18 protein-coding genes are annotated in these 18,880 nt (G+C 42.6%); 9 read left to right on the forward strand and 9 right to left on the reverse strand.

Going from position 1 to position 18,880, the window contains the following annotated elements; all coding sequences use genetic code 11:
* Positions 1–161: 161 nt before the first annotated feature.
* From kduI to FHW88_RS01805, 3 genes are all read left to right on the forward strand, one after another.
* A complete protein-coding gene (kduI, locus tag FHW88_RS01795; protein WP_176622652.1) occupies positions 162–992 on the forward strand; it encodes a 5-dehydro-4-deoxy-D-glucuronate isomerase in 831 nt (276 codons plus the stop codon).
* 30 nt (positions 993–1,022) lie between these two features.
* Positions 1,023–1,838 carry an SDR family oxidoreductase gene (locus tag FHW88_RS01800; protein ID WP_091172415.1) on the forward strand — a complete coding sequence of 272 codons (816 nt, stop codon included), beginning with the start codon at positions 1,023–1,025 and terminating at the stop codon, positions 1,836–1,838.
* Between the two features lie 557 nt (positions 1,839–2,395).
* Positions 2,396–3,175 (forward strand): DUF4350 domain-containing protein, encoded by a 780-nt coding sequence (locus FHW88_RS01805; protein ID WP_176622654.1) that lies wholly within the window; start codon positions 2,396–2,398, stop codon positions 3,173–3,175.
* A gap of 186 nt (positions 3,176–3,361) precedes the next feature.
* Here FHW88_RS01805 and FHW88_RS01810 read toward each other — a convergent pair whose 3' ends face one another.
* The gene (locus FHW88_RS01810; protein WP_176622656.1) at positions 3,362–4,297 is read right to left on the reverse strand and encodes a type VI secretion system baseplate subunit TssG; all 936 of its coding nucleotides are present in this window, start codon (positions 4,295–4,297) and stop codon (positions 3,362–3,364) included.
* A gap of 113 nt (positions 4,298–4,410) precedes the next feature.
* Between FHW88_RS01810 and FHW88_RS01815 the strand changes: the two genes are divergently transcribed.
* Positions 4,411–5,304, forward strand: a complete 894-nt coding sequence (locus tag FHW88_RS01815; protein WP_091172409.1) for a TssN family type VI secretion system protein — start codon at positions 4,411–4,413, stop codon at positions 5,302–5,304.
* A 21-nt stretch (positions 5,305–5,325) separates the two neighbouring features.
* Entirely contained in the window at positions 5,326–6,465 is a 1,140-nt protein-coding gene (locus FHW88_RS01820; protein ID WP_176622658.1) for a hypothetical protein, read from the forward strand.
* An 85-nt stretch (positions 6,466–6,550) separates the two neighbouring features.
* Here the strand turns inward: FHW88_RS01820 and FHW88_RS01825 are convergent, their stop codons facing one another.
* The 4 genes from FHW88_RS01825 to FHW88_RS01840 all read right to left on the reverse strand — a co-directional run bounded on the left by FHW88_RS01825 (position 6,551) and on the right by FHW88_RS01840 (position 9,948).
* A complete protein-coding gene (locus FHW88_RS01825) occupies positions 6,551–7,528 on the reverse strand; it encodes an ankyrin repeat domain-containing protein (protein ID WP_176622660.1) in 978 nt (325 codons plus the stop codon).
* 20 nt (positions 7,529–7,548) lie between these two features.
* A complete protein-coding gene (locus FHW88_RS01830) occupies positions 7,549–8,985 on the reverse strand; it encodes an ankyrin repeat domain-containing protein (protein WP_176622662.1) in 1,437 nt (478 codons plus the stop codon).
* A gap of 2 nt (positions 8,986–8,987) precedes the next feature.
* On the reverse strand, positions 8,988–9,479 hold the full coding sequence (locus FHW88_RS01835) for a hypothetical protein (RefSeq protein WP_176622663.1): 492 nt from the start codon (positions 9,477–9,479) through the stop codon (positions 8,988–8,990).
* Between the two features lie 136 nt (positions 9,480–9,615).
* Positions 9,616–9,948: an import component protein gene (locus tag FHW88_RS01840; RefSeq protein WP_090532061.1), complete on the reverse strand. Its 333-nt coding sequence runs from the start codon at positions 9,946–9,948 to the stop codon at positions 9,616–9,618.
* A gap of 231 nt (positions 9,949–10,179) precedes the next feature.
* On the opposite strand from FHW88_RS01840, the gene FHW88_RS01845 reads away from it, so the two are divergent.
* The gene (locus tag FHW88_RS01845) at positions 10,180–12,099 is read left to right on the forward strand and encodes a LuxR C-terminal-related transcriptional regulator (RefSeq protein ID WP_176622665.1); all 1,920 of its coding nucleotides are present in this window, start codon (positions 10,180–10,182) and stop codon (positions 12,097–12,099) included.
* Positions 12,100–12,389: 290 nt separating this feature from the next.
* On the opposite strand, the gene FHW88_RS01850 is transcribed toward FHW88_RS01845, so the two are convergent.
* The gene (locus FHW88_RS01850; protein ID WP_176622667.1) at positions 12,390–13,340 is read right to left on the reverse strand and encodes a nucleotidyl transferase AbiEii/AbiGii toxin family protein; all 951 of its coding nucleotides are present in this window, start codon (positions 13,338–13,340) and stop codon (positions 12,390–12,392) included.
* Positions 13,341–13,343: 3 nt separating this feature from the next.
* The gene (locus FHW88_RS01855) at positions 13,344–13,916 is read right to left on the reverse strand and encodes a DUF6088 family protein (RefSeq protein ID WP_176622669.1); all 573 of its coding nucleotides are present in this window, start codon (positions 13,914–13,916) and stop codon (positions 13,344–13,346) included.
* 307 nt (positions 13,917–14,223) lie between these two features.
* Between FHW88_RS01855 and FHW88_RS01860 the strand changes: the two genes are divergently transcribed.
* Together FHW88_RS01860 and FHW88_RS01865 are read left to right on the forward strand one after the other, a co-directional pair.
* Positions 14,224–15,291, forward strand: coding sequence for a protein kinase domain-containing protein (locus FHW88_RS01860; protein WP_176622671.1), 1,068 nt, complete (start codon positions 14,224–14,226; stop codon positions 15,289–15,291).
* Entirely contained in the window at positions 15,291–16,826 is a 1,536-nt protein-coding gene (locus tag FHW88_RS01865) for a tetratricopeptide repeat protein (protein WP_176622673.1), read from the forward strand. The genes FHW88_RS01860 and FHW88_RS01865 overlap by 1 nt, the downstream gene beginning before the upstream one ends.
* Here FHW88_RS01865 and FHW88_RS01870 read toward each other — a convergent pair.
* Positions 16,816–17,700 carry an ImmA/IrrE family metallo-endopeptidase gene (locus FHW88_RS01870; protein ID WP_176622675.1) on the reverse strand — a complete coding sequence of 295 codons (885 nt, stop codon included), beginning with the start codon at positions 17,698–17,700 and terminating at the stop codon, positions 16,816–16,818. The two genes, FHW88_RS01865 and FHW88_RS01870, sit on opposite strands and share 11 nt — an antisense overlap.
* Positions 17,687–18,040: a helix-turn-helix domain-containing protein gene (locus FHW88_RS01875; protein WP_176622677.1), complete on the reverse strand. Its 354-nt coding sequence runs from the start codon at positions 18,038–18,040 to the stop codon at positions 17,687–17,689. Before FHW88_RS01875 ends, FHW88_RS01870 begins: the two co-directional genes overlap by 14 nt.
* A 157-nt stretch (positions 18,041–18,197) precedes the next feature.
* Between FHW88_RS01875 and FHW88_RS01880 the strand changes: the two genes are divergently transcribed.
* Positions 18,198–18,872, forward strand: coding sequence for a multiubiquitin domain-containing protein (locus FHW88_RS01880; RefSeq protein ID WP_176622679.1), 675 nt, complete (start codon positions 18,198–18,200; stop codon positions 18,870–18,872).
* The last annotated feature ends 8 nt before the right edge of the window (positions 18,873–18,880 follow it).

The following is an 18,880-nucleotide window of genomic DNA, read 5'->3' on the forward strand; positions in this document are numbered from 1 at the left end:
AATATTTACTTTAACGTTATAGTTTAGCTTTTAAATGGTTTAGTAATCGTGTTATCACTATAACGTTGGAGTGAAAATAAGGCTTAAATGGCTTTTGAAATCGTTTATAAGATTGTAGAATTGTATTTATTAACAAAAGATTTTCTAAAACAACATTTGCTTTGAAAACAATACACAGCGTCCACCCAACGGATTTTAAAAGCTACGATACCACTACCATACGCGAAAGATTTTTGATAGATAAACAGGTTCAGCCCGATCAGATCAATTGTACCTATACCCATTACGACAGGATGATCGTTGGCATGGCTAACCCGGTAAGTAAAACACTTGAGCTGCCAAATTACCCGAACCTGCGCGCCGAATATTTTTTAGAGCGACGCGAGATCGGGATCATTAACGTAGCCGGTGCCGGTGTAGTAAAAGCCGACGGAGAAGTCTTTGAAATGAATAAGCTTGATTGCCTGTACATTGGTAAAGGGACAAAAAGCGTGACTTTTGAAACTGCCGATCCATCAGTGCCGGCTGTATTTTACCTGCTGTCATCGCCGGCACACGCGGTATACCCAACAACCCTGCTTACCCACGCTGATGCGGTTAAGGTTGAACTGGGTTCGGTAGCAACGGCAAACAAACGCACTATCAATAAATATATCCACCTGGAAGGTGTACGGAGCTGCCAGCTGGTAATGGGGCTTACCATATTACATGAAGGCAGCGTTTGGAACACTATGCCGGCGCACGTGCACGACAGGCGTATGGAGGCATATTTTTATTTCGATGTACCTGCCGGCCAGAAAATTTTTCATTACATGGGCGAAGGACAGGAAACAAGGCATATCACCATGGATAATTACGATGCCGTGGTATCGCCGCCATGGAGCATCCACTCGGGCAGCGGTACGGCAAATTACAGCTTTATTTGGGGTATGGCAGGCGAAAACCTCGATTACACCGATATGGACGCCATAGCTATAACAGATCTGAAATAATTATACATCAACCTTAAAAATATAGTTTAAGTGGAGAATCAATTTTCATTAGCCGGAAAAGTAATTGTAGTAACCGGCGGAACAGGCATATTAGGCAAAGCATTTATAGATGGTATTGTTGAGGCGGGGGGCGCGGTAGGCATTCTTGGTCGTAATGCCCAGGTAGCAGAAGAGCGTGCCAACGCCATAAATGCAGCCGGGGGCAAAGCCATAGCACTGGTAGCCGATGTAATGAACGAGGCTGAACTGGTAGCCGCCAAAGATAAATTGCTGGCAGCTTTTGGCAGGATAGATGGCCTGGTGAACGGTGCAGGCGGCAATATGCCCGAAGGCGTTTTACAGCCCGATGAGGATATTTTTAAAATGAATATCGATGGCATGAAAAAAGTAATGGAGCTGAACCTTTGGGGGACACTGATCCCTACGCAGGTTTTCGGCGAAGCCATTGCCAAAACGGGTAAAGGCAGCATTGTTAATATATCGTCAATGAACTCAAAACGCGCTATAACCAAGGTATTAGGCTATAATATAGGCAAGGCCGCTGTTGATTGCTATAACCAATGGTTTGCGGTTGAACTGGCCAACCGTTATGGTGATGCAATAAGGATGAATGCATTGGCACCGGGGTTTTTCCTTACCGAACAAAACCGTTACCTGCTCACCAAACCCGAAGGCGGTTATACCCAAAGGGGCGAACTGGTGATCAAACAAACACCTTTTAAACGCTTTGGCCATGCCGATGAACTGAAAGGAGCACTGGTATGGTTGCTGAGCGATGCCTCGGTATTTGTAACCGGTTCGATGATCTGCGTTGATGGCGGGTTCTCGATTTTTGGAGGAGTTTAGGGGAATAATATAACTAAGGTCATCCCGAATTTATTTCGGATCCCATTGCTAAGGTCGGCTTCATACATGACAGTTACTTGGCGAGTGGGGTGCTGAAACAAGTTACCCATGACAACTTAAAAAATGGAGTGTCATACTGAGCCTGTCGAAGTATGGCGGGCAGGGTCTCTGCGCACGAGTCTTCGACAGGCTCAGACTGACAGGCCCTCTTTGTCATCTAACCTTTAGAGGCCCCGGATTTAAACACTCAGCATGACCGCTGAGATATATGGCTGTAAAATTGGGCACAAACAAAGTGTTCAATTTTTCAAAAAACAAGGTGTTCAATTTTTGATCTTGTAAAATATTAACTTGTTGATTATCAATGGACATGTGTTCATTTTTGCTAAAAAGGTAATTGTCGATAAAGTTAACTTATTGATTATCAGTGTTGTTTTTTTTTGAAAACAAGCGAAAGTGTTTACACCTAAAAAAATTGAACACCTGGAAAATAGACTGAAAAGTTAAAATGTATGGTGATAACACCTACCACGGGCTAACCAAATAATAAACCTACTATGAAACTAAGATCATCCCTTATAACCCTGTTCTCTCTTGCCGGCTTTGCCGCAAGCGCCCAAACTGTAACGCTCGATTATTATTTTAACCATGAGGTACACAAAGGTGTCAACGGGCAGTCGGAGCGGTTCCATTACCTGTGGGATGAAGCGGATAATAACGGTTTCAAGATCTTTGGCGAGGCTTTTACAAGCCGCGGCGCTAAGCTGGATACGCTTGGCACAGCGCCTACATTGGAAAACCTGAAAGGTTCATCAGTTTATATCATTGTAGACCCTGATACCAAAAAGGAGAGCCCGAACCCAAACTATATCCAGGAAGATGACATTGAGCAAATTGCTGCCTGGGTAAAAAAAGGTGGTGTGCTGCTGATGATGGCTAACGACAGCGTTAATGTGGAGCTGCCTCATTTCAATAACCTTGCTGCTAAATTCGGGATGCATTTCAATAACGATCTGCAAAACCACGTAATTGATGATGCTCATTTTGAGGATGGTGCTGTCTACGTAAAAAACAATCCGGTATTGAAGACAGCCACTAAGGTTTTTATGAAAGATGCCTGTTCGATAGGTTTAGCCGGGACTGCCGTACCTGTGCTTAAAAATAAAGATGGTGCTACGATCATAGCATCTGCCAAATATGGTAAGGGCACGGTAATAGCTGTTGGCGATCCATGGCTTTACAATGAATATGTGAACGGCAGGCTGCCTGCCGGATATGAGAATGATAAAGCAGTGAATGATGTTGCCCACTGGCTGTTGAAGCAGGCTAAGAAGTAACTATATATGAAAGTCATTTCGAAACGAAGAACGAGTGAGAAATGTGTTGTACGTCTGCATTGTGGGGGTGTAGAAGATTTCACTTTCACCCTATGCTCGTTCCTTCCTATATCTATATGACAATTTTTATTTTGTGAAAAAGACGCGTACACACTCCAGGATATAAAATTGAGATTGGTATCATCGTCACCCCAAATAAGTAGTATAACCAAGGGTAGCATTGGCCCCTGCTCCGCCGACAACCAATTTTTGCGAGGCAGGATCGGCAAGGAGGTTAAATTGTACGCCGGTGCCTAAAGGTATAAAGTAGGATAACAATACATCAATAGCTTTTGCAGCAGATGTGCCGGGTAAAAACTCCAGCATCCGGGTGGCGCTCACCGGGCCTATGTTCATGATTAATTTTCGCTCGGCCTCAATAACCTGCCCGGCAATAAAGTTTACACCTAAAGTACCGGCGCCAAGGGCTGTTCCGCCATTTACAGTGGTATCGTTTTTTTGCTTCGGGTATACCGTTTTGTAATGCAATGATAAAGGTACATCGAACATCATATTAATGATACTGCTTACAAAATTTATATTATTGCGCTGCTCATGTATTACAGGTAAAACATGTATCAAAATAAGCATCTGCTTTTTTGTAAAACACTCAAACTCCTGCCATTCCTTTAAGAATATATTGATCAGCTCATCGTATTCATTTTTTTTGTCGAGCCGGTTTTCATAAAGTTCGACCAGTGTTCTGAAATAGTTAAGCTCGGCCTCAAATGGGGCAAAAAAGCGACGGGTTTGTTTTTCTTCTTCGCGGCGGGCTTTAATATCTTTGATCATATCCTCCTCGGTGATCATCACACTCGAAGCCGGCGGCCGGTGAAACAATCCCTCGGGCAGCATATCATAAAAGCCATCGCGGTTAACCCAAATGGTGGTTACCGGTTTTTTACTTTCAGTTTTTTTATCAGCCGTTATGCCTGCTATCTCCTTATCATAGGCACGCTTTTTAGGGCCTTTGGGCAGTATTATTACATCACCGGTACTAACCATTTCATTTTCAATAATTTCGGCCGCTATAGCTGCCGCTTTAAAGTCGGTATCAATTTGATTAGGCTTTTTTATTCTCATTTGTGATTTAAATAATTGATGCTATCCAAAACAATAACCAATATTATCGGTAATTGATTATACTAAATTGAAATTAATATAAGATAGCTGCCCGGCCTACATATTTAATACTCATGAACCTTAAATCGTTTTTTATAAGTTATCTGATAGCTCCTGTCCTGTTCTTCATTGCCGCGCTGATCATGTCGGTGGTGAACAAGAAAAACAAATACCTAAGCAACAGGCGCCTTATCATCACTTTACTTTTAACGGCTGTTATATTGGGAGTTCCGGGTTTTTTGGGCTTTTTAGGTATGCAGTTTATGCCGTGGGGGTACTTATTTTGCCAACTGATATATTTAGGTATGGGTGTATTTTACACCTGGCTTGCAGGCAAATACCATGAAGATCAGTTTCTTGATAAAAAATGGTTTTTCCTCGTGGCTTCTTTAATATCATGCTTGCTGGGGATGTTTCTTTTCAAGCTGGCATTTAACTGGCTTAATGATATGCAATATGGCCTGTGGGCCTCAACCAGCATCCTGATATTTTTATTACCGCCGGTTTTTTGGTGGGGGTACATCGCTTTTTTAAGCATCCCGCTCGAAATTTACAAGGTTTGGCAATATCCCCGTACGCCTGAAGAGATCAGTATGGAACACCTGGATTTTGACAGGCTGATGGTGCTCGAGCTTGATCTGTATAAAAACACCGACGATCCTGAACCGCTTAAAGTAAAGGCCAAAGCACCGCCAAATATGAACTTTGGCCAGTGGTTTCAAAAGTTTATTGATGATTATAATCTTAAATTTCCAAAATCAACGGTGCAGTATAAGCTTAATAATAATGAAAGCTATAAGTGGATCTTTTATATTAAGCCGTCGTTTTTTAAGCAACGCCACTTTATCGACCCGGACCTTAATATTACAGAAAACCGGATAACCGAATCGGTAACCATATTTGCCAAACGTGTATCGGAAGTGGTAAGTGAACCCGCCCGTACCGGTGATCAGGCCATTTACCTGTAAACTTGATTAAAACAAAAAAACATGATCAGCCCACTAAAACATAAACCTGTGAACTGGATAGATGGAATGAAAATTTCCAGCGCACATTTTGTTAATACTGATAATTTTATTCATGATATAGTACGCGATGCCAATTCGCTGCCGCTCAACAATAATAATTTCGGGCTGCTTCCACCCGCACAAGGGCAAAGCTCATCGCTGGATATCCAGATCACCGAACGGGCATCAGGCCAGGTGCAGGTAACTTTAAACCAGTGTAACGCCATTACTGCCGAAGGTTTCAGGATTGATATTACCCGTGCCGAACAACCGTTAACATTTAGCCATTATTTTGGCCAGGAAACTATCAATGAAGCATCAGAAACCTATTATGTGCTGCTTACCGTAAACCCCTTTGAACGTGTACCCTCAGGCACACCCGACCCGGAAGAACAGCCCATCCGCTATCCTGATATCAGCAAACATTACAGTATCACTGTTTTGCCGGCGTCACAACTGAACAGCATCGGGGCGCATTTTATGGAGGTTGGTAAATTTGTACGAAGCGGAAGCTCCTTTCAGGCCAATGTAACCTATATCCCGCCATGTACCGCGCTGATAAGCCATGCCGGCCTCATGACCTATTATGAAAACTTTGGGGCACAGATCAACAACCTTCAGCTGCTTTCGTTTCGTATTATTGACAAGATCACCTCGAAAGATTCGGTATCTACCATCGGTAAAAATGTGAAGCTGCTGTGCGATAAAATGCTTGATTATATAGCGAGGATCTATTTTACATACCGAAACCTGATCTATCTTCAACCGCCTATCCAACTGGTTTCCTGCTTTTCAGAAATGGCACATCTGTTTTTCAGTACCGTTAAAAGCATGCCGGGAGCCGAACGGGAAGAATTGCTTAAATATTTTTATGAATGGAAAGATGTAACACCCGGCAATTTTGAAGAGCTTTTAGCTCGTTTGATCGAAATAGTTTATAATCATCATGAGATAAACTCGTCAATGACAGCGATTGATGAATTTATGCGGGTAATTGTTGCCCTGTGGAATAAGCTTAGTACATTAGAATACATAGGGCAGCGTAAAGAGAACATTGTAGTTGCCGAGCAGCAAGCCATACAAACCATACAAACTAAACGTACCTGGACATTGCTTGATTAAGTACGGTTAAAAGGTTCCAATAAAACAAATGCCTGCCGTTTCCATATATTGCGGCAGGCACTCATCATAAATCAGTATCGTTTTATTACCGACTTTCGGCACCCGCCATTAACAGTTGTTCCAGTATTTCGGTATAACCGCGCTCACTGGCAAAATCCATAGCGTGCCGGCCGTTATTATCTACAGCGTTTACATCAGCGTTGTTTTCGATTAAAAAAGCTGTAAAATCATTAAATCCGCACTGTGCTGCCACAATAAGCGGAGTTTCGCTAAAGCTGTTGCGCGAATCGACCTCGGCCCCCGCCTCAAGCAGCATTTTGCCAAGATGATAGTTGCCCATACCCGCCGCGTAGTGCAGTGCCGAATTGCCATTCTGTACATGCAGGTTAACATCGGCGCCATTTTTAATCAACAGTCCGGCTACGTGTATATTGGAGTTATTAACTGCAAATATCAGTGGACTAACGCCGTCGTTATTTAATCCGTTTACATCCCATACGCCCGACTTGAGCAAAGCGCTTATCGTTTCGCTATGGTTATTGTAAACCGCCTGGTGAAGCGGTGTGTTGCCGTTGTCATCCTTTTGCGCGATTTCATCGGCCGACAATTTTGCAACCAGGTCGCGCATACCGTTGGCAGTAGCGTGATCGAGCAAACTGTAACCGGCATTGTCTTTAACGGCGCTATCGGCACCTAATGAGATCAGGTAAAGCGAGGTTTCTGTTTTACCCGCAAGTACAGCATAAAAAAGAGGGGTTTGCCCGTGGTTATTACCGGCATTCACATCGGCACCGGCATCAGTTAATAATTTAATCAGGTCTTTACTGCCGCTGCGCGATGCACAATGTAGGGGTGTTTCGCTTAGGTTATTGCCCAGGTTAACATCAGCGCCGGCATCTATAAGCATTTTGGCAATATCCTTTGCACTTTTTAAGCATACATAATATAAGGGCGTATTACCCAGGCTATCGCGTTTGTCAACATTAATCCCTCCCTTTTTCAGGAATGTTTGTACTATCCCTTTTTGTGCGTTTTTACACGCGTTTAAAAACATATTATCCATAGGTATCTATTTATTACAGGCTATGCAAGCATCAGTTTAACAACAGCTTCGTTATTATGCTGAACTGCTACATCAACGGCTGTTTGCCCCGCATTATTTACATTTTCAACCGTCGAGCTGTCTTTATCCAACAACAACGAAACTATTTTTTTGCCCGACATTTTATCGCCATTCGCAGCAGCGTACATCAATGCGGTGTTACCGGTTTTATCAGCGTAGGTGGTATCGGCGTTATTGTCAAGCAGCAGTTCGGCAATATTGTATTTAATTTCATTTCCTTTTTGTGCAAAATTCATCAGCGGTGTTTTGCCCCAAACGTTAGGCTTATTAATATCGCAGCCGGCTTCAACCAATTCTTCTGCCAGTATAATATTTAAATCGGCCAGGTAACCGGCCTGGCATACTATGTTTAAAGCAGTGTCTCCATCGTTATTCACCGCTGCGTCAAGATCAAGTCCGTGCTTGATCAATATACGCAGCATTTTCACAATATCTTTCAGGTCGCGGCTCATGCCCCTTCCAAAATTACTCACGGCCTTTGTAAGCAGTATAAAAACAACGGTATCACCATTACCTGTCCTGAAATTCACATCTCCGCCACCTTCGGCCAGTAAACGGACCATTGGCTCTGAGGGATACTCGCAGGCCAGCATTAAAGGCGTGCGTTTGTACTGATCAGAAAAATCATCCAGGTCTGCACCGGCTTTGATAAGCGCTTCTACGGCCGCGACATCACGGTTTAATACGGCCTCATGAATGCTCATCCCCCCGGTAGCTATGTCGGTTTCATCGCCCGATAATAGTGCAGCTATTTCCTTTACCCCGCTGCGCTGCGCGTAAGTAAGGGGCGTTGTATCAAATATATCTTTATCCTCTGTATCAATACCGCTTTTTTCCATTAATATCTTTACAGTTTTCGTTGCTGCATCTATGGCTCCGGGTATGGTTTTGCGGTGGACGAGTTTATCACAGATAACATGTAAAAGATTTTTTCCTTCCGATTCAGTTGCATCCATCTTTACGCCGGCATTGCCTATAGCTTCGATAAAAGGGTACATATACAACTGGCCGGCCTCAAAATAGGCTAACTTGCCCGAATCGTTTTTCTTTTTAGGGTTGATACCGAGCTCCAGCAGCGCAGTGGCGGTATCAAATATTTTCTTCGCCTTATTTTTATGTGAAGTACCCTGCAAATCAAACCTGGTGCCAGTGAGTGCGTGCAAAGCCGTGTTGCCGTATTTGTCGGCCGTGGGTTTCAACCCCGCACCTGCTAAAAACCGGATGGCTTCCGGATCGGTAAAACGGGCTGCAAGGTGGAACAGGTTTTCTTCCTGCTCATTTACCATATGAATATCAGTTAAATTCTGATACATGCCCATCACATCAATGGCATTGGGCGCCGGATTAAACATGTTGCGATGATAGGCATCCCTGATCTGGTTAAATTCGTTTGTCATATTTAAATTCGTTCTTTGGCTATCTGCAACGCATCGTCAATGTTTTTATAATTTTTGTGCGCAATGGGGGTAGCAATCTCAATAACCTTTTGATATACTTCAAGCTGCAGCCAGCAATCTGTTTTAAGCCGCGTTATATTATCCTTCGCCAACTCACCAAACAAAGCAATATATTTTGACGTAAGAGGCAGTTTATATTCATCGATAAGATTTTGCTTTTCCCTGATGGCTTTGTAAAAATTATCGCTGTTGAGGCTTATCCCGCCCCGATCAATTGCCAGTAACATCTGAGCCTTATCAAGGCATACCAGTGTTTCACGATAACTGCCCAGCCAGTAAAAACATAAAGCAAGGTTAAACATGCCGGCCGGCCGCTGAGGCGTTTCCGTTTTTAAAAGCAGATATGCTTCGGCGTAACGGCCCTGGTAAATCAGGTTAATAATTAAAAGCTCTTCAGCACCCTCCGGAGGCACCTGTGATGATTGTAGCAGCATAAAGCCTGTTGAATTGATTTAAACCCGGAAAGCCGACATTTGTTGGCGGTCCGGGTTCGTTAATTAAAATATAGTGACAGGTAAAAGGTAAAAATGGCTTTCCGGATATCGCCGTTTGCTTGCCTTTGTATGAGAATTATTTGGAGAAATCAAATTTGCCTTCAAACAATTTACCCACCACCGGCAAGGGTTTAATGGCCTCATTATTGGCGGTTATAATACCCAGCAGCAGCAATACAAACGTAATGACACTGATAACCAGCGATACAACCGAAAGGGCCGGGATAATAGCTGCCAATACCGCGAGAGCAACTCCCAGGATGACTGATAAAATAATGAGGCCGAGCGACTGCCCAAGGTGATAATTAACCAAAGGGCTTTTATCGGCGCGCTTTTTATATTCAAGATAAGATACGATCCAACCAATAATAGTGATGTAAGCCACAATGGACATGCTTTTGTTTGTCATAACTTTTTGTTTTTTAAGGTTAAACGATAAATGATGTGACCCAAAATTAGCTGCCCATATACCCTCACTCAAAAAAAAGGGCGACTACAAGCCGTCTACAATCTTGATTGACAGCGTCTACAAATCATCTACAACAATTACTTAAACTTCTGTGTTATAATGCTGGTAATTAATTATCAGCTTAATATCCGGGTAATACCTAAAGCAAGAAATAATACTTTTTATATGCCTTTGAAGAATAAAGTCGCCGCAATAACCTCCTTTTTTTTAGTATCATACACAACCATAGCCCAGGCCCAATCACTCGTAACTGATTCTTTACAGCAAGTTTTAAAAACTGCCGGTAACCACGAAAAACCGGTTGTAATGGCCGAACTTGCCCGAGCCACTGTTGAAAAAAACATTGATGCATCCATAGCAAACGCAGGCAAGGCCCTAATCATGGCAAAAGAGAACGCCGATGCCGGTGCAACCGCTTTTTGTTATGCTACCATGGGGTATTTGCTAATGCAGAAAAACCAGCAACACCGGGCTTCCCTTTTTATCGACAGCGCGGTACAGATTGCCGCAAAATCAAAAAATAACGTGCTGGTTTCTTTTGCCTGGCTGCGCAAAGGCTGGCTGGAACTGGTAAAAGGAAATAATGAAAAGGCCATGTCAGGTTTGCTGAAAGCCGAACAACTAATACAATACGCCGACGGTCGGCGCGCATTTAGCTATAAGACGCTCATCAACCATTACATCGCCAGTATTTACGCTTATGGCAGCGATACCCTTAAACAGCGCAAATACGCGTACGATTGCCTTTCGGCGGCTAAGCAAAGCTTATATCCGGATGATTTATTGTTAGGTTACATGACGCTGGGCCACAGTTTTTTCTCCGCATTTGAAAAGAATAGGTCCAGGCGTGTGCTGCTTGATTCGTCAATGGTATATTACCGGATTGCGTTAGCCACCTACCGGCATAATGCAGAAAAAATACTTTTGCAAAGTAACGCTTCGGCAACGGCCCTTAATATCGCAAACAGTTATTTCAAATACTATCCTCCCGCTTATAAAGACAGCGCTAATAACTATGTTAATATGGCACTTGATATTGCCAGGCGCACCAACGGTAAGGAAATTATTGCTAATTGCTACGGCATATTAAGCGAATATGCGCTCCGCGATGGGTCGCCCAAAAAGGCAGAACAATACCTGCTCACAGGCATATCCGAATTAAAGGATTCTGCCCCCGGCGTCGCTATCACACGGTCGCGGTTAATGTTAGGACTTGCAAACGTAGCCGAAAAAAGCGGCGACAAGGCCAAAGCGCTCGATTATTACAAAAAATATATCGACTACTACAGCAAGGTATTTGACAGCCAGAAACTGGCTACCGTTCAGCAACTGGAAGAGGAATATCAATCTGTACTTAAAGAAAATGAGATTGCCCGCCTGCGCGAACGCGCCGATTTTAATAAGCAACTCAACTGGCTTTATGTAGCTATCGGGTCGGCAAGTATTATTTTACTCGGGCTGTTGTTAAGCTCTTACCATTACAAACTAAAAGCATCGCAGCAGCAAAAACAGCTTACCGAACAGGAGAAAGAAGAAATAAAGCTTTTGGCACAATTACAACAAGCCGAAGCCCAGCGCTTAATGCTTGAGAAACAGGAAGCCGAACTGCAGGTTTCCCTGCGCGAAAAGGAACATGCCCATGCAAAGGCCCAACAGGAGTTGTTACAGGACCGTACTGAATGGCTGGAAAAAGAGTTACTGGCCGGTTCATTGAAGATTGAAGAGAAGAACGCTATACTCGAGTTGTTAAAAGAAAAATCGCGCAAAGCCGATTCACCGGCTGTAGCCAGGCAGATGGGCCGCATCATTAACCAAAACCTGCGGATGGATAAAAGTATTGATGAGCAGCAGGTCATAAGCCAAAGTCATCCCGGTTTTTTCAATGCTCTGCAGCAACAGGCCGAAAACAGCCTTACCCGCCTCGACCTAAAATATTGCTCATATATTTTAATGGGGCTTGATACCAAGGAAATAGCTAACCGCCTTGGCGTTGAGCCAAAAAGTATCCGCATGGCCAGGTACAGGCTTAAACAAAAACTTAAATTAGCTAAGGACGACGATCTTGACCAATTTATCGGCAGGGTTGGTTAGCGTAAGGTAGAAGTGCAGGTGAACGCCTTCAATATTAGTAAACATTTGTCAGCCTGCGCAATTACTTACCGATACAGAAAGTGCTTCCCATGTGATTATCAGTAAGTTATGAGAATTGAGTTACAGAATAGTAACAAAAAAGAATATAAGCATTATTTTATTGAAAATCAAGGTGTTAATAACTTTTTTTGGCGCTTTTTTTTCCGGAAAATAGAAGTTCCTTATTTTCAGCGCGTTGCTTGTTTAAAAGTAACAAATGAGTAACAACTTTGAAATACGGCTGCGGGCGCTTACAACTTATCGATGTGCCGATGTATTCTTTCCAGCAGCGTATCAAAATCGGGCTGTCCGTTATAATACAGCTTCGCGGTGCCGGCATAGCGTTCCTTAAATGAAGCCCTGATCGCCTCATCGTTTAAAAGGAAAGCTTCATTTTGGTTGACCGGCATAGCGAAATCGGGTTTGGGAAAACGGTCTTCCTTATGCTGTAAATATTCGGGTGTCCCGATGAAAGCCTGCACATCTTCGCGGCCAAGCAGGCTATACACATCATAATACTGGCGCATAAAGTTGATGCCTGTATGGCTCGTTTCCTGCTCCCGCCGGAATTTGGTTGCAATGGTTTGCAGCTTTTCTACAAAGGTATAGCCGGGATGGTAACAGGCGATATCTTTAGCGCGGTTATCCACAATATCCACTCCCTGTGCTATGGCATAATCATACGCCCATGAGCTGATCGTTAATTTTTCGTTCGGGGTTACCCTGTCGAAACCGGCTTCTAAAAGTATCCCCGCCTTCACACCTTCCACCTGATCGATCAAGTTATCGTAAAACAAACGTATGCCTCCGCTGGAATACGATTTGGTATTGTCAAAATCCGTATCCCGCTCCACCCGTACGATACCGTTAATTTTGATATCGTCGGCAAGCCAGTCATAAAAATTCTTGCGGGCAGCGACGTTGACAGGTTTTTCATTCTTGGGATTCTCGTTGACTTTTTGATCTTCCGGCGGCTTGATGTGAATATCGATATCTTCCGAAAAACGTTCGATGATCTTGTAGCCTTTGGAAAGTGAAGTCCCGCCTTTGAGCTCAAAATCATAGCCTTGTGATTTCAGACCATAAAGCGCGTGCATGATCCAATAGTCTTTTTCGATTAAGGCTGTTTCGATACCGGCTTCCTCTCCTAGTATACGAAGCAATTCCCGGAACTCAGGGTGATGGTGCAGATATTCAGCCATGATCTATTCGAAAATCGGAGCCAGCATGCGTTTAGCCCTGCCCGTCCCGTACTGGTCAAGCGCATGCTTCAACTTGTTCCTGTCCATGCTCCGGGCCTTTGACAAAACGTTGTTCCGTACCTGGTGCTGATCTTCTGCCAGCCTGTCCAGGTTACCGGCCAGGTCGACCAATAAAAATTCCGGCGTCAGTTTTTCAGGGAAATGGTGCTTTACCTGGAAATCAAATGTCCGGTTGCCCAGCCTGAACTGGCCATGCCGTTTGTGATTATAAACCGTGCGCTGGTTATACAACTGCGTAGTACCCACGCCTAAAGCATTATACAGATTTGGAGAAGTCAATAAGAACCGGGTATCCTTCAGAAAGGTGCGTACCAGATTTTCCTCTTCGGGTGGCGTTTTACCGAAAGCCGAAGATTTCGGATAATAGTACACGCCCTGAGAAAGTTTCTGCAATACCCCCTCTTCCAGCAAAGCATGTAAATGCCTGTCTACCGACCGCGACCATTTCATAAGGTCGTTCCTGCGGTAAACCTGGCCTTCCTGCAAATGCGTCTTCAGTTGTTCCAGCGTTGACATTCTCTCTAAACTTTTTACAAAGTTCGGGATAAATCAAAAATCATGCAAGGGTTTTTATTTAAAATTCATGCATTTGAAGACAATTTGGTCTTTTTGCGAAACTCAGAGATGAGGGTACCATGCAAATTATCAATAATAAATTAATCATTACCTTAAACCAAATGGTGTAGAAGTGTTTTTTGAAATGGTTATTTACTAAAATCGTTAGTAAGTAATACTATTGTGTAAAACTATGCTGTGTCATTTTCATTAATTTCCCCGATATTTATGTTTCGTCACTATTGATGCGAATTCCTGATTAATTAAAATGAGTACTGTAGCATACTTAAACCCCGCCATGCTTTTAGCTGGCAAACAATTAGACAACAACTGGAAAGTTATCGATCTTATTACCAAGCATCTTGAAGGCACGGGTGGGAATTTCTCTTATTCGTATAATGTAATCAATACCGAAACTGGCGAAAAAGCATTTTTAAAAGCACTGGATTTTTCGATGGCACTGAAGTCATCAAATCCGCTGCAAAGAATGGGGCAATTAACCGGTTTTTTTCAATTTGAGCAGAATGTACTGGAACTTTGTAAAAACAAAAGGCTTAACCGAATCATCAACCTGATTGAAGCGGGTACCGTTCCTGCAGAAGAAGGTTCAATTATACCTGTTCCTTATTTTATCATGGAGTTAGCTGCGGGTGATATCTATCATCAGATGGATTTTAGCAAAAAAATCGACCACATTTTAAATTTGAAAATATTGCATAGTGTATGTGTTGCCCTGTATCAGTTACACAATAACGGTATAGCGCACCAGGATGTAAAGCCGTCTAATATTTTAAGAATCACTGACGGTCCGCATAAATTAGGTGATCTTGGCAGGGCGGATTTGCGCGGAGAGACTACGCCTTATGGCCTCATGCCCTTTGCTGGCGACCCCGCTTATGCCGCACCTGAAGTTCATTATAAAGCCGTTTCACAAGACTGGGTTTTTAGAAGAATAGCCAGCGATGCATTTCAATTGGGTAGCATGATCACTTTTCTGTATACCCAATTGAACATGACTGCAATTATGAAAATTTATATCGCACCTGAACACAATTGGAGCAACTGGACGCAAACATATCGTGAGGTTCTTCCTTATCTTTATGTTGCATTGGAGCAATCTATCGATTTTTTTAAAAGTAATGTAGATGATAAGGAATTGGGCGAAGAATTAGGTAACTTGCTATATCAGTTGTGCGATCCTGATCCGAATAAACGTGGGCATCCTAAAACGATATTCGGTAAAAATAAAACGATAAGTTTAGAGCGCTATAACACGATATTTGACCGTCTACTGAAAAAGCAGGAAATGAATGCGCTTAAACTAAGAATGAACTGATGGCTGGTTGGGTGCATAATGAAAAGAACAGGAACGTCATACCGCGCTGGCGGGACTTCAAGCAGACTTTACAATCCAGGGAGTTAAGTCCGATTGGCAATGCTAAGCCTCTTCAGGAACCACTAAGCCCAAACTTCCATACCGATAAAATTCGTGACTGGGAGGCAACCAAATCTGTTAAGAATGCTGTAGAATTGCTTAACTCATCTATTATCTTGGATGACCAGGCCTATTCAGTTGAAGCGGCCTCCTTTCTGCGGTTTAACATCAATGCAGCCAAGCCCTTGAAAGATGTATCAGAACGACTTTTGTTTCCGGCGGAACATGACGATTCTTTTATTCAACTGCTTGACCTCGATCAATTTGACCAGATCATTGGCAGTAAAATAAATAGCCTGCGCCAATGCCTTAAGCATAATCCTTTTAATTCTATCAGTTGGATTGAACTTGGACGCTTGTTTTTGATCATTGGTAAAGAACATGCGGCAGAACGTTGCATATTGGTGGCTACGCAGTTATCGCCCGATAATCGATACATTAGCCGGGTTGCCTCACGTTTTTTTACACACACAGGGGACTATAAAAAAGCAAAGCAGATATTAAAAAGCAATATTGCTTTTAAGTTTGATCCCTGGTTGTTATCTGCCGACATCGGTATTTCATCTTTAGATAATAAAGCCTCATTTAATATTAAAAGAGGTACAGAGTTAATTATTTCTAAAAATTATTCTTCTTACGATTTAAACGAATTACTTTCTGCAATAGCGACTGTAGAATTAAATTCCGGAAGTGTAAAGAATTCAAAACGGTTATTCAACCAATCTTTGATCAGCCCCAATGATAATTCGTTGGCGCAAGCGGTATGGGCAAGAAATCATATCCTTGATCTCGAGGTTAATCAGGGCATTTTTGACAGAACACCTAATATCTTTGAGGCGAAGGCTTATCAATTTTTCTATGGCAAATCCTGGGGGCCGGCATACTCAAGCACATTGCAATGGTTTATTGATCAACCGTTTTCAAGGGAACCGGCTGCCTTTGGGTCTTTCATCGCAGCATCAGTACTGGAAAAATACGATGAAGCTATTAAGATCAGTAACTATGGGCTGCGAGCTACTCCCGGCGACTTTACCTTGCTGAATAATTTGGCCTTTTCATACCTGAAAAAAGACGATACAGCAAATGCACAACAGATTTTGAATAAAATAAATGCGGAAGGTTTGAGTGAGCAGTATAGGGTTGTCTACCTGGCCACACGAGGGCTGCTTCATTATAAACTTGGGCAGACTGAAATAGGCGGATTGCTATATCGTCAGGCAAGTGAGTTGGCCGGAAAAATAAAAGATAAAAAATTGCAATTGTTTGCTGATTTTCATCATCTATCAATCCAACTGGAGCTGCAAAAAAAAGAAGAACATTTGTTAAAGTTAGACGCGCTAGTTAAGCAGTTGGCACCTCTTCAAGTGGTTTATTTGAAAGATCTCGTGAAAAATCTGTTCAAACGACTGGATATTGATAAGCCGATCAATATTTAACCACAAAGTTGGTGCGGGACTTAACGGATTCCCCCAATGGAAACATAAATACAAAAACATTGTGCCCGTTATGGAAATAATGGTAATTACATTTAATCACCTCACCCAGCCAATCGATTTCCAACTGGCTTTTTAATAACCGTCTATTTTCCAGAAAGTTTTGCACAAAGGGAGCATCATCCTCAAACTCTTCTCCCCAGCCAACCATGCCCCACTCATCGGTAAATGACGGGGATTGGATGTAGGTTCTTAATGTCAATTTAGTAGGGCTGAATGGCCCTGATTTTTCCTTATTCAAAATCAGTAAAGCGCATCTTTTTGGAGAGTTTTCTACATAACGACGGATCGCGGCATGAAATGACCCGCCAAATAACTTTGATAATTCTAAACAGGTTGCCAGTTCCAAAGGGTATTCCTTCATTTTATCAGTAAATAACTGCAATTGAAAAAGCGCTGAGGATGCAAAATAATTAGCCTCCGATTCGAATTCTTCATTGATGTCCGGGTCAAGCGTTTCATCATTATCCTCCAAAAACTTTAAAAGTTTACCCTGCCAGCCCAAAAGCTCATGCCCGGCTTCGTGCAGCTTTACGAATTTGATTTTAGTAGCTGGCACCGATAAATCAAGATAAATAATTTTCTCCCGACGGTCAAGGACACCTCGGATCTTTGCCAGCCCACGTTTTAATATTAAGCCTTGTTTTGCAAAAAAAGTGTTTGGAATAACGCTTAGATCGATGTGCGAGTTTACACGTAGATCGGCGTATTTAATAATTTTATCAACGGGCGTAGGGAACACACCCAACGAATTCGATTTTGATAAGGCATCTAAAACAATGCGGTCTATATCATTTTTTTTGTCATGGCTTATCATCCTTTTGTTGATGTCTCAAGTATTTTAAATATTTAATCAACTCCTCCCGTTCATAATCTGTCAGGTTATCCGAAGAGAAAGCAAAATCATTTTTTGCAGTAGACGCTTCCTTCTTTTCGACGATCCCAGCAGTAACCATCAGGTCATCAAAATCAATTTTAAATAATCCTGAAAGTTTATAAAGAGTATTTGCCGAAGGTTTTTTGATCTTGTCATTTTCTAACTGACTCAAATAAGCGTTAGATATGCCAGACTGTGTTTCCACTTCTCTTAAAGAAAGACGGCGTAGCTCCCGCGCCTCTTTCAATAATCCGCCTAATGTTTTGTTATCTGTTGCCATGGCACAAAGGTATAAACTCTAAATTTAATAAGCAAGTGCTAAATTTATCAATCTAACTATCAAGCATTTGCTAAATATATCAAATTTTTATTTAGCAAATGCTTGATATATTTAGCAAAAGCTTTATATTTGCAGCAGTTACTTAATTATTTTAACTATGGAAATACCAAACAAGGGGGCAAGCCTTCCAAATGCCAACATTTTAAAACTGATCATCGAGGGTAAACCTCACGATTGGAAAGAACAGTACATCCTAGGTAAGCAAGTGCGGGAACTGGGCCAGGCACCTGCTGAAAGTGAAACTTTCTTAGCTATTCAAAAGCCTTGGGAAGATGAACTTATCGGACATGATGATAAAGTTGATCTCGCCCGCCCAGGCATCGAGCAATTTTATTTCAGGCGTGTACTCTTGCTGACCATCAACGGAAAAATTTACAAATGGTATGAACAGTACATTACTGGACTTGAGATAAAACAATTGGCGGGCATTCCAGTAGAAGACCACCTTTGGCTGGCGATAAAAAAGCCATGGGAGGATGAGAAAATCGGAGACGAAGAGAAGGTCGATCTGGCACGTCCGGGAATCGAACACTTTTACTCGAAGCCGGAGGAGCCTAAAGAAGTAGTTATTACAATCAATAAGGTAGAGTACAAAGTAAAACCCGGCATACACACTGTAGCCAATTTGAAAAGTACCGGCGGTGTGCCTTTGGCCTATGAGTTGGAGCAGGTTATCGCGGGCAAACTGGCGCCTTTGAAGGACGATGCGAGTGTGGAGATTAAAGGCGGTGAGCAGTTTGTAAGTCATGTCAGGGACGGTTCTTCTTCTTAATTAACGCT

Origin of the sequence: Mucilaginibacter sp. SG538B (genome assembly GCF_013376065.1) — a bacterium.
GTDB classification, from domain to species: Bacteria; Bacteroidota; Bacteroidia; order Sphingobacteriales; family Sphingobacteriaceae; genus Mucilaginibacter; species Mucilaginibacter rubeus.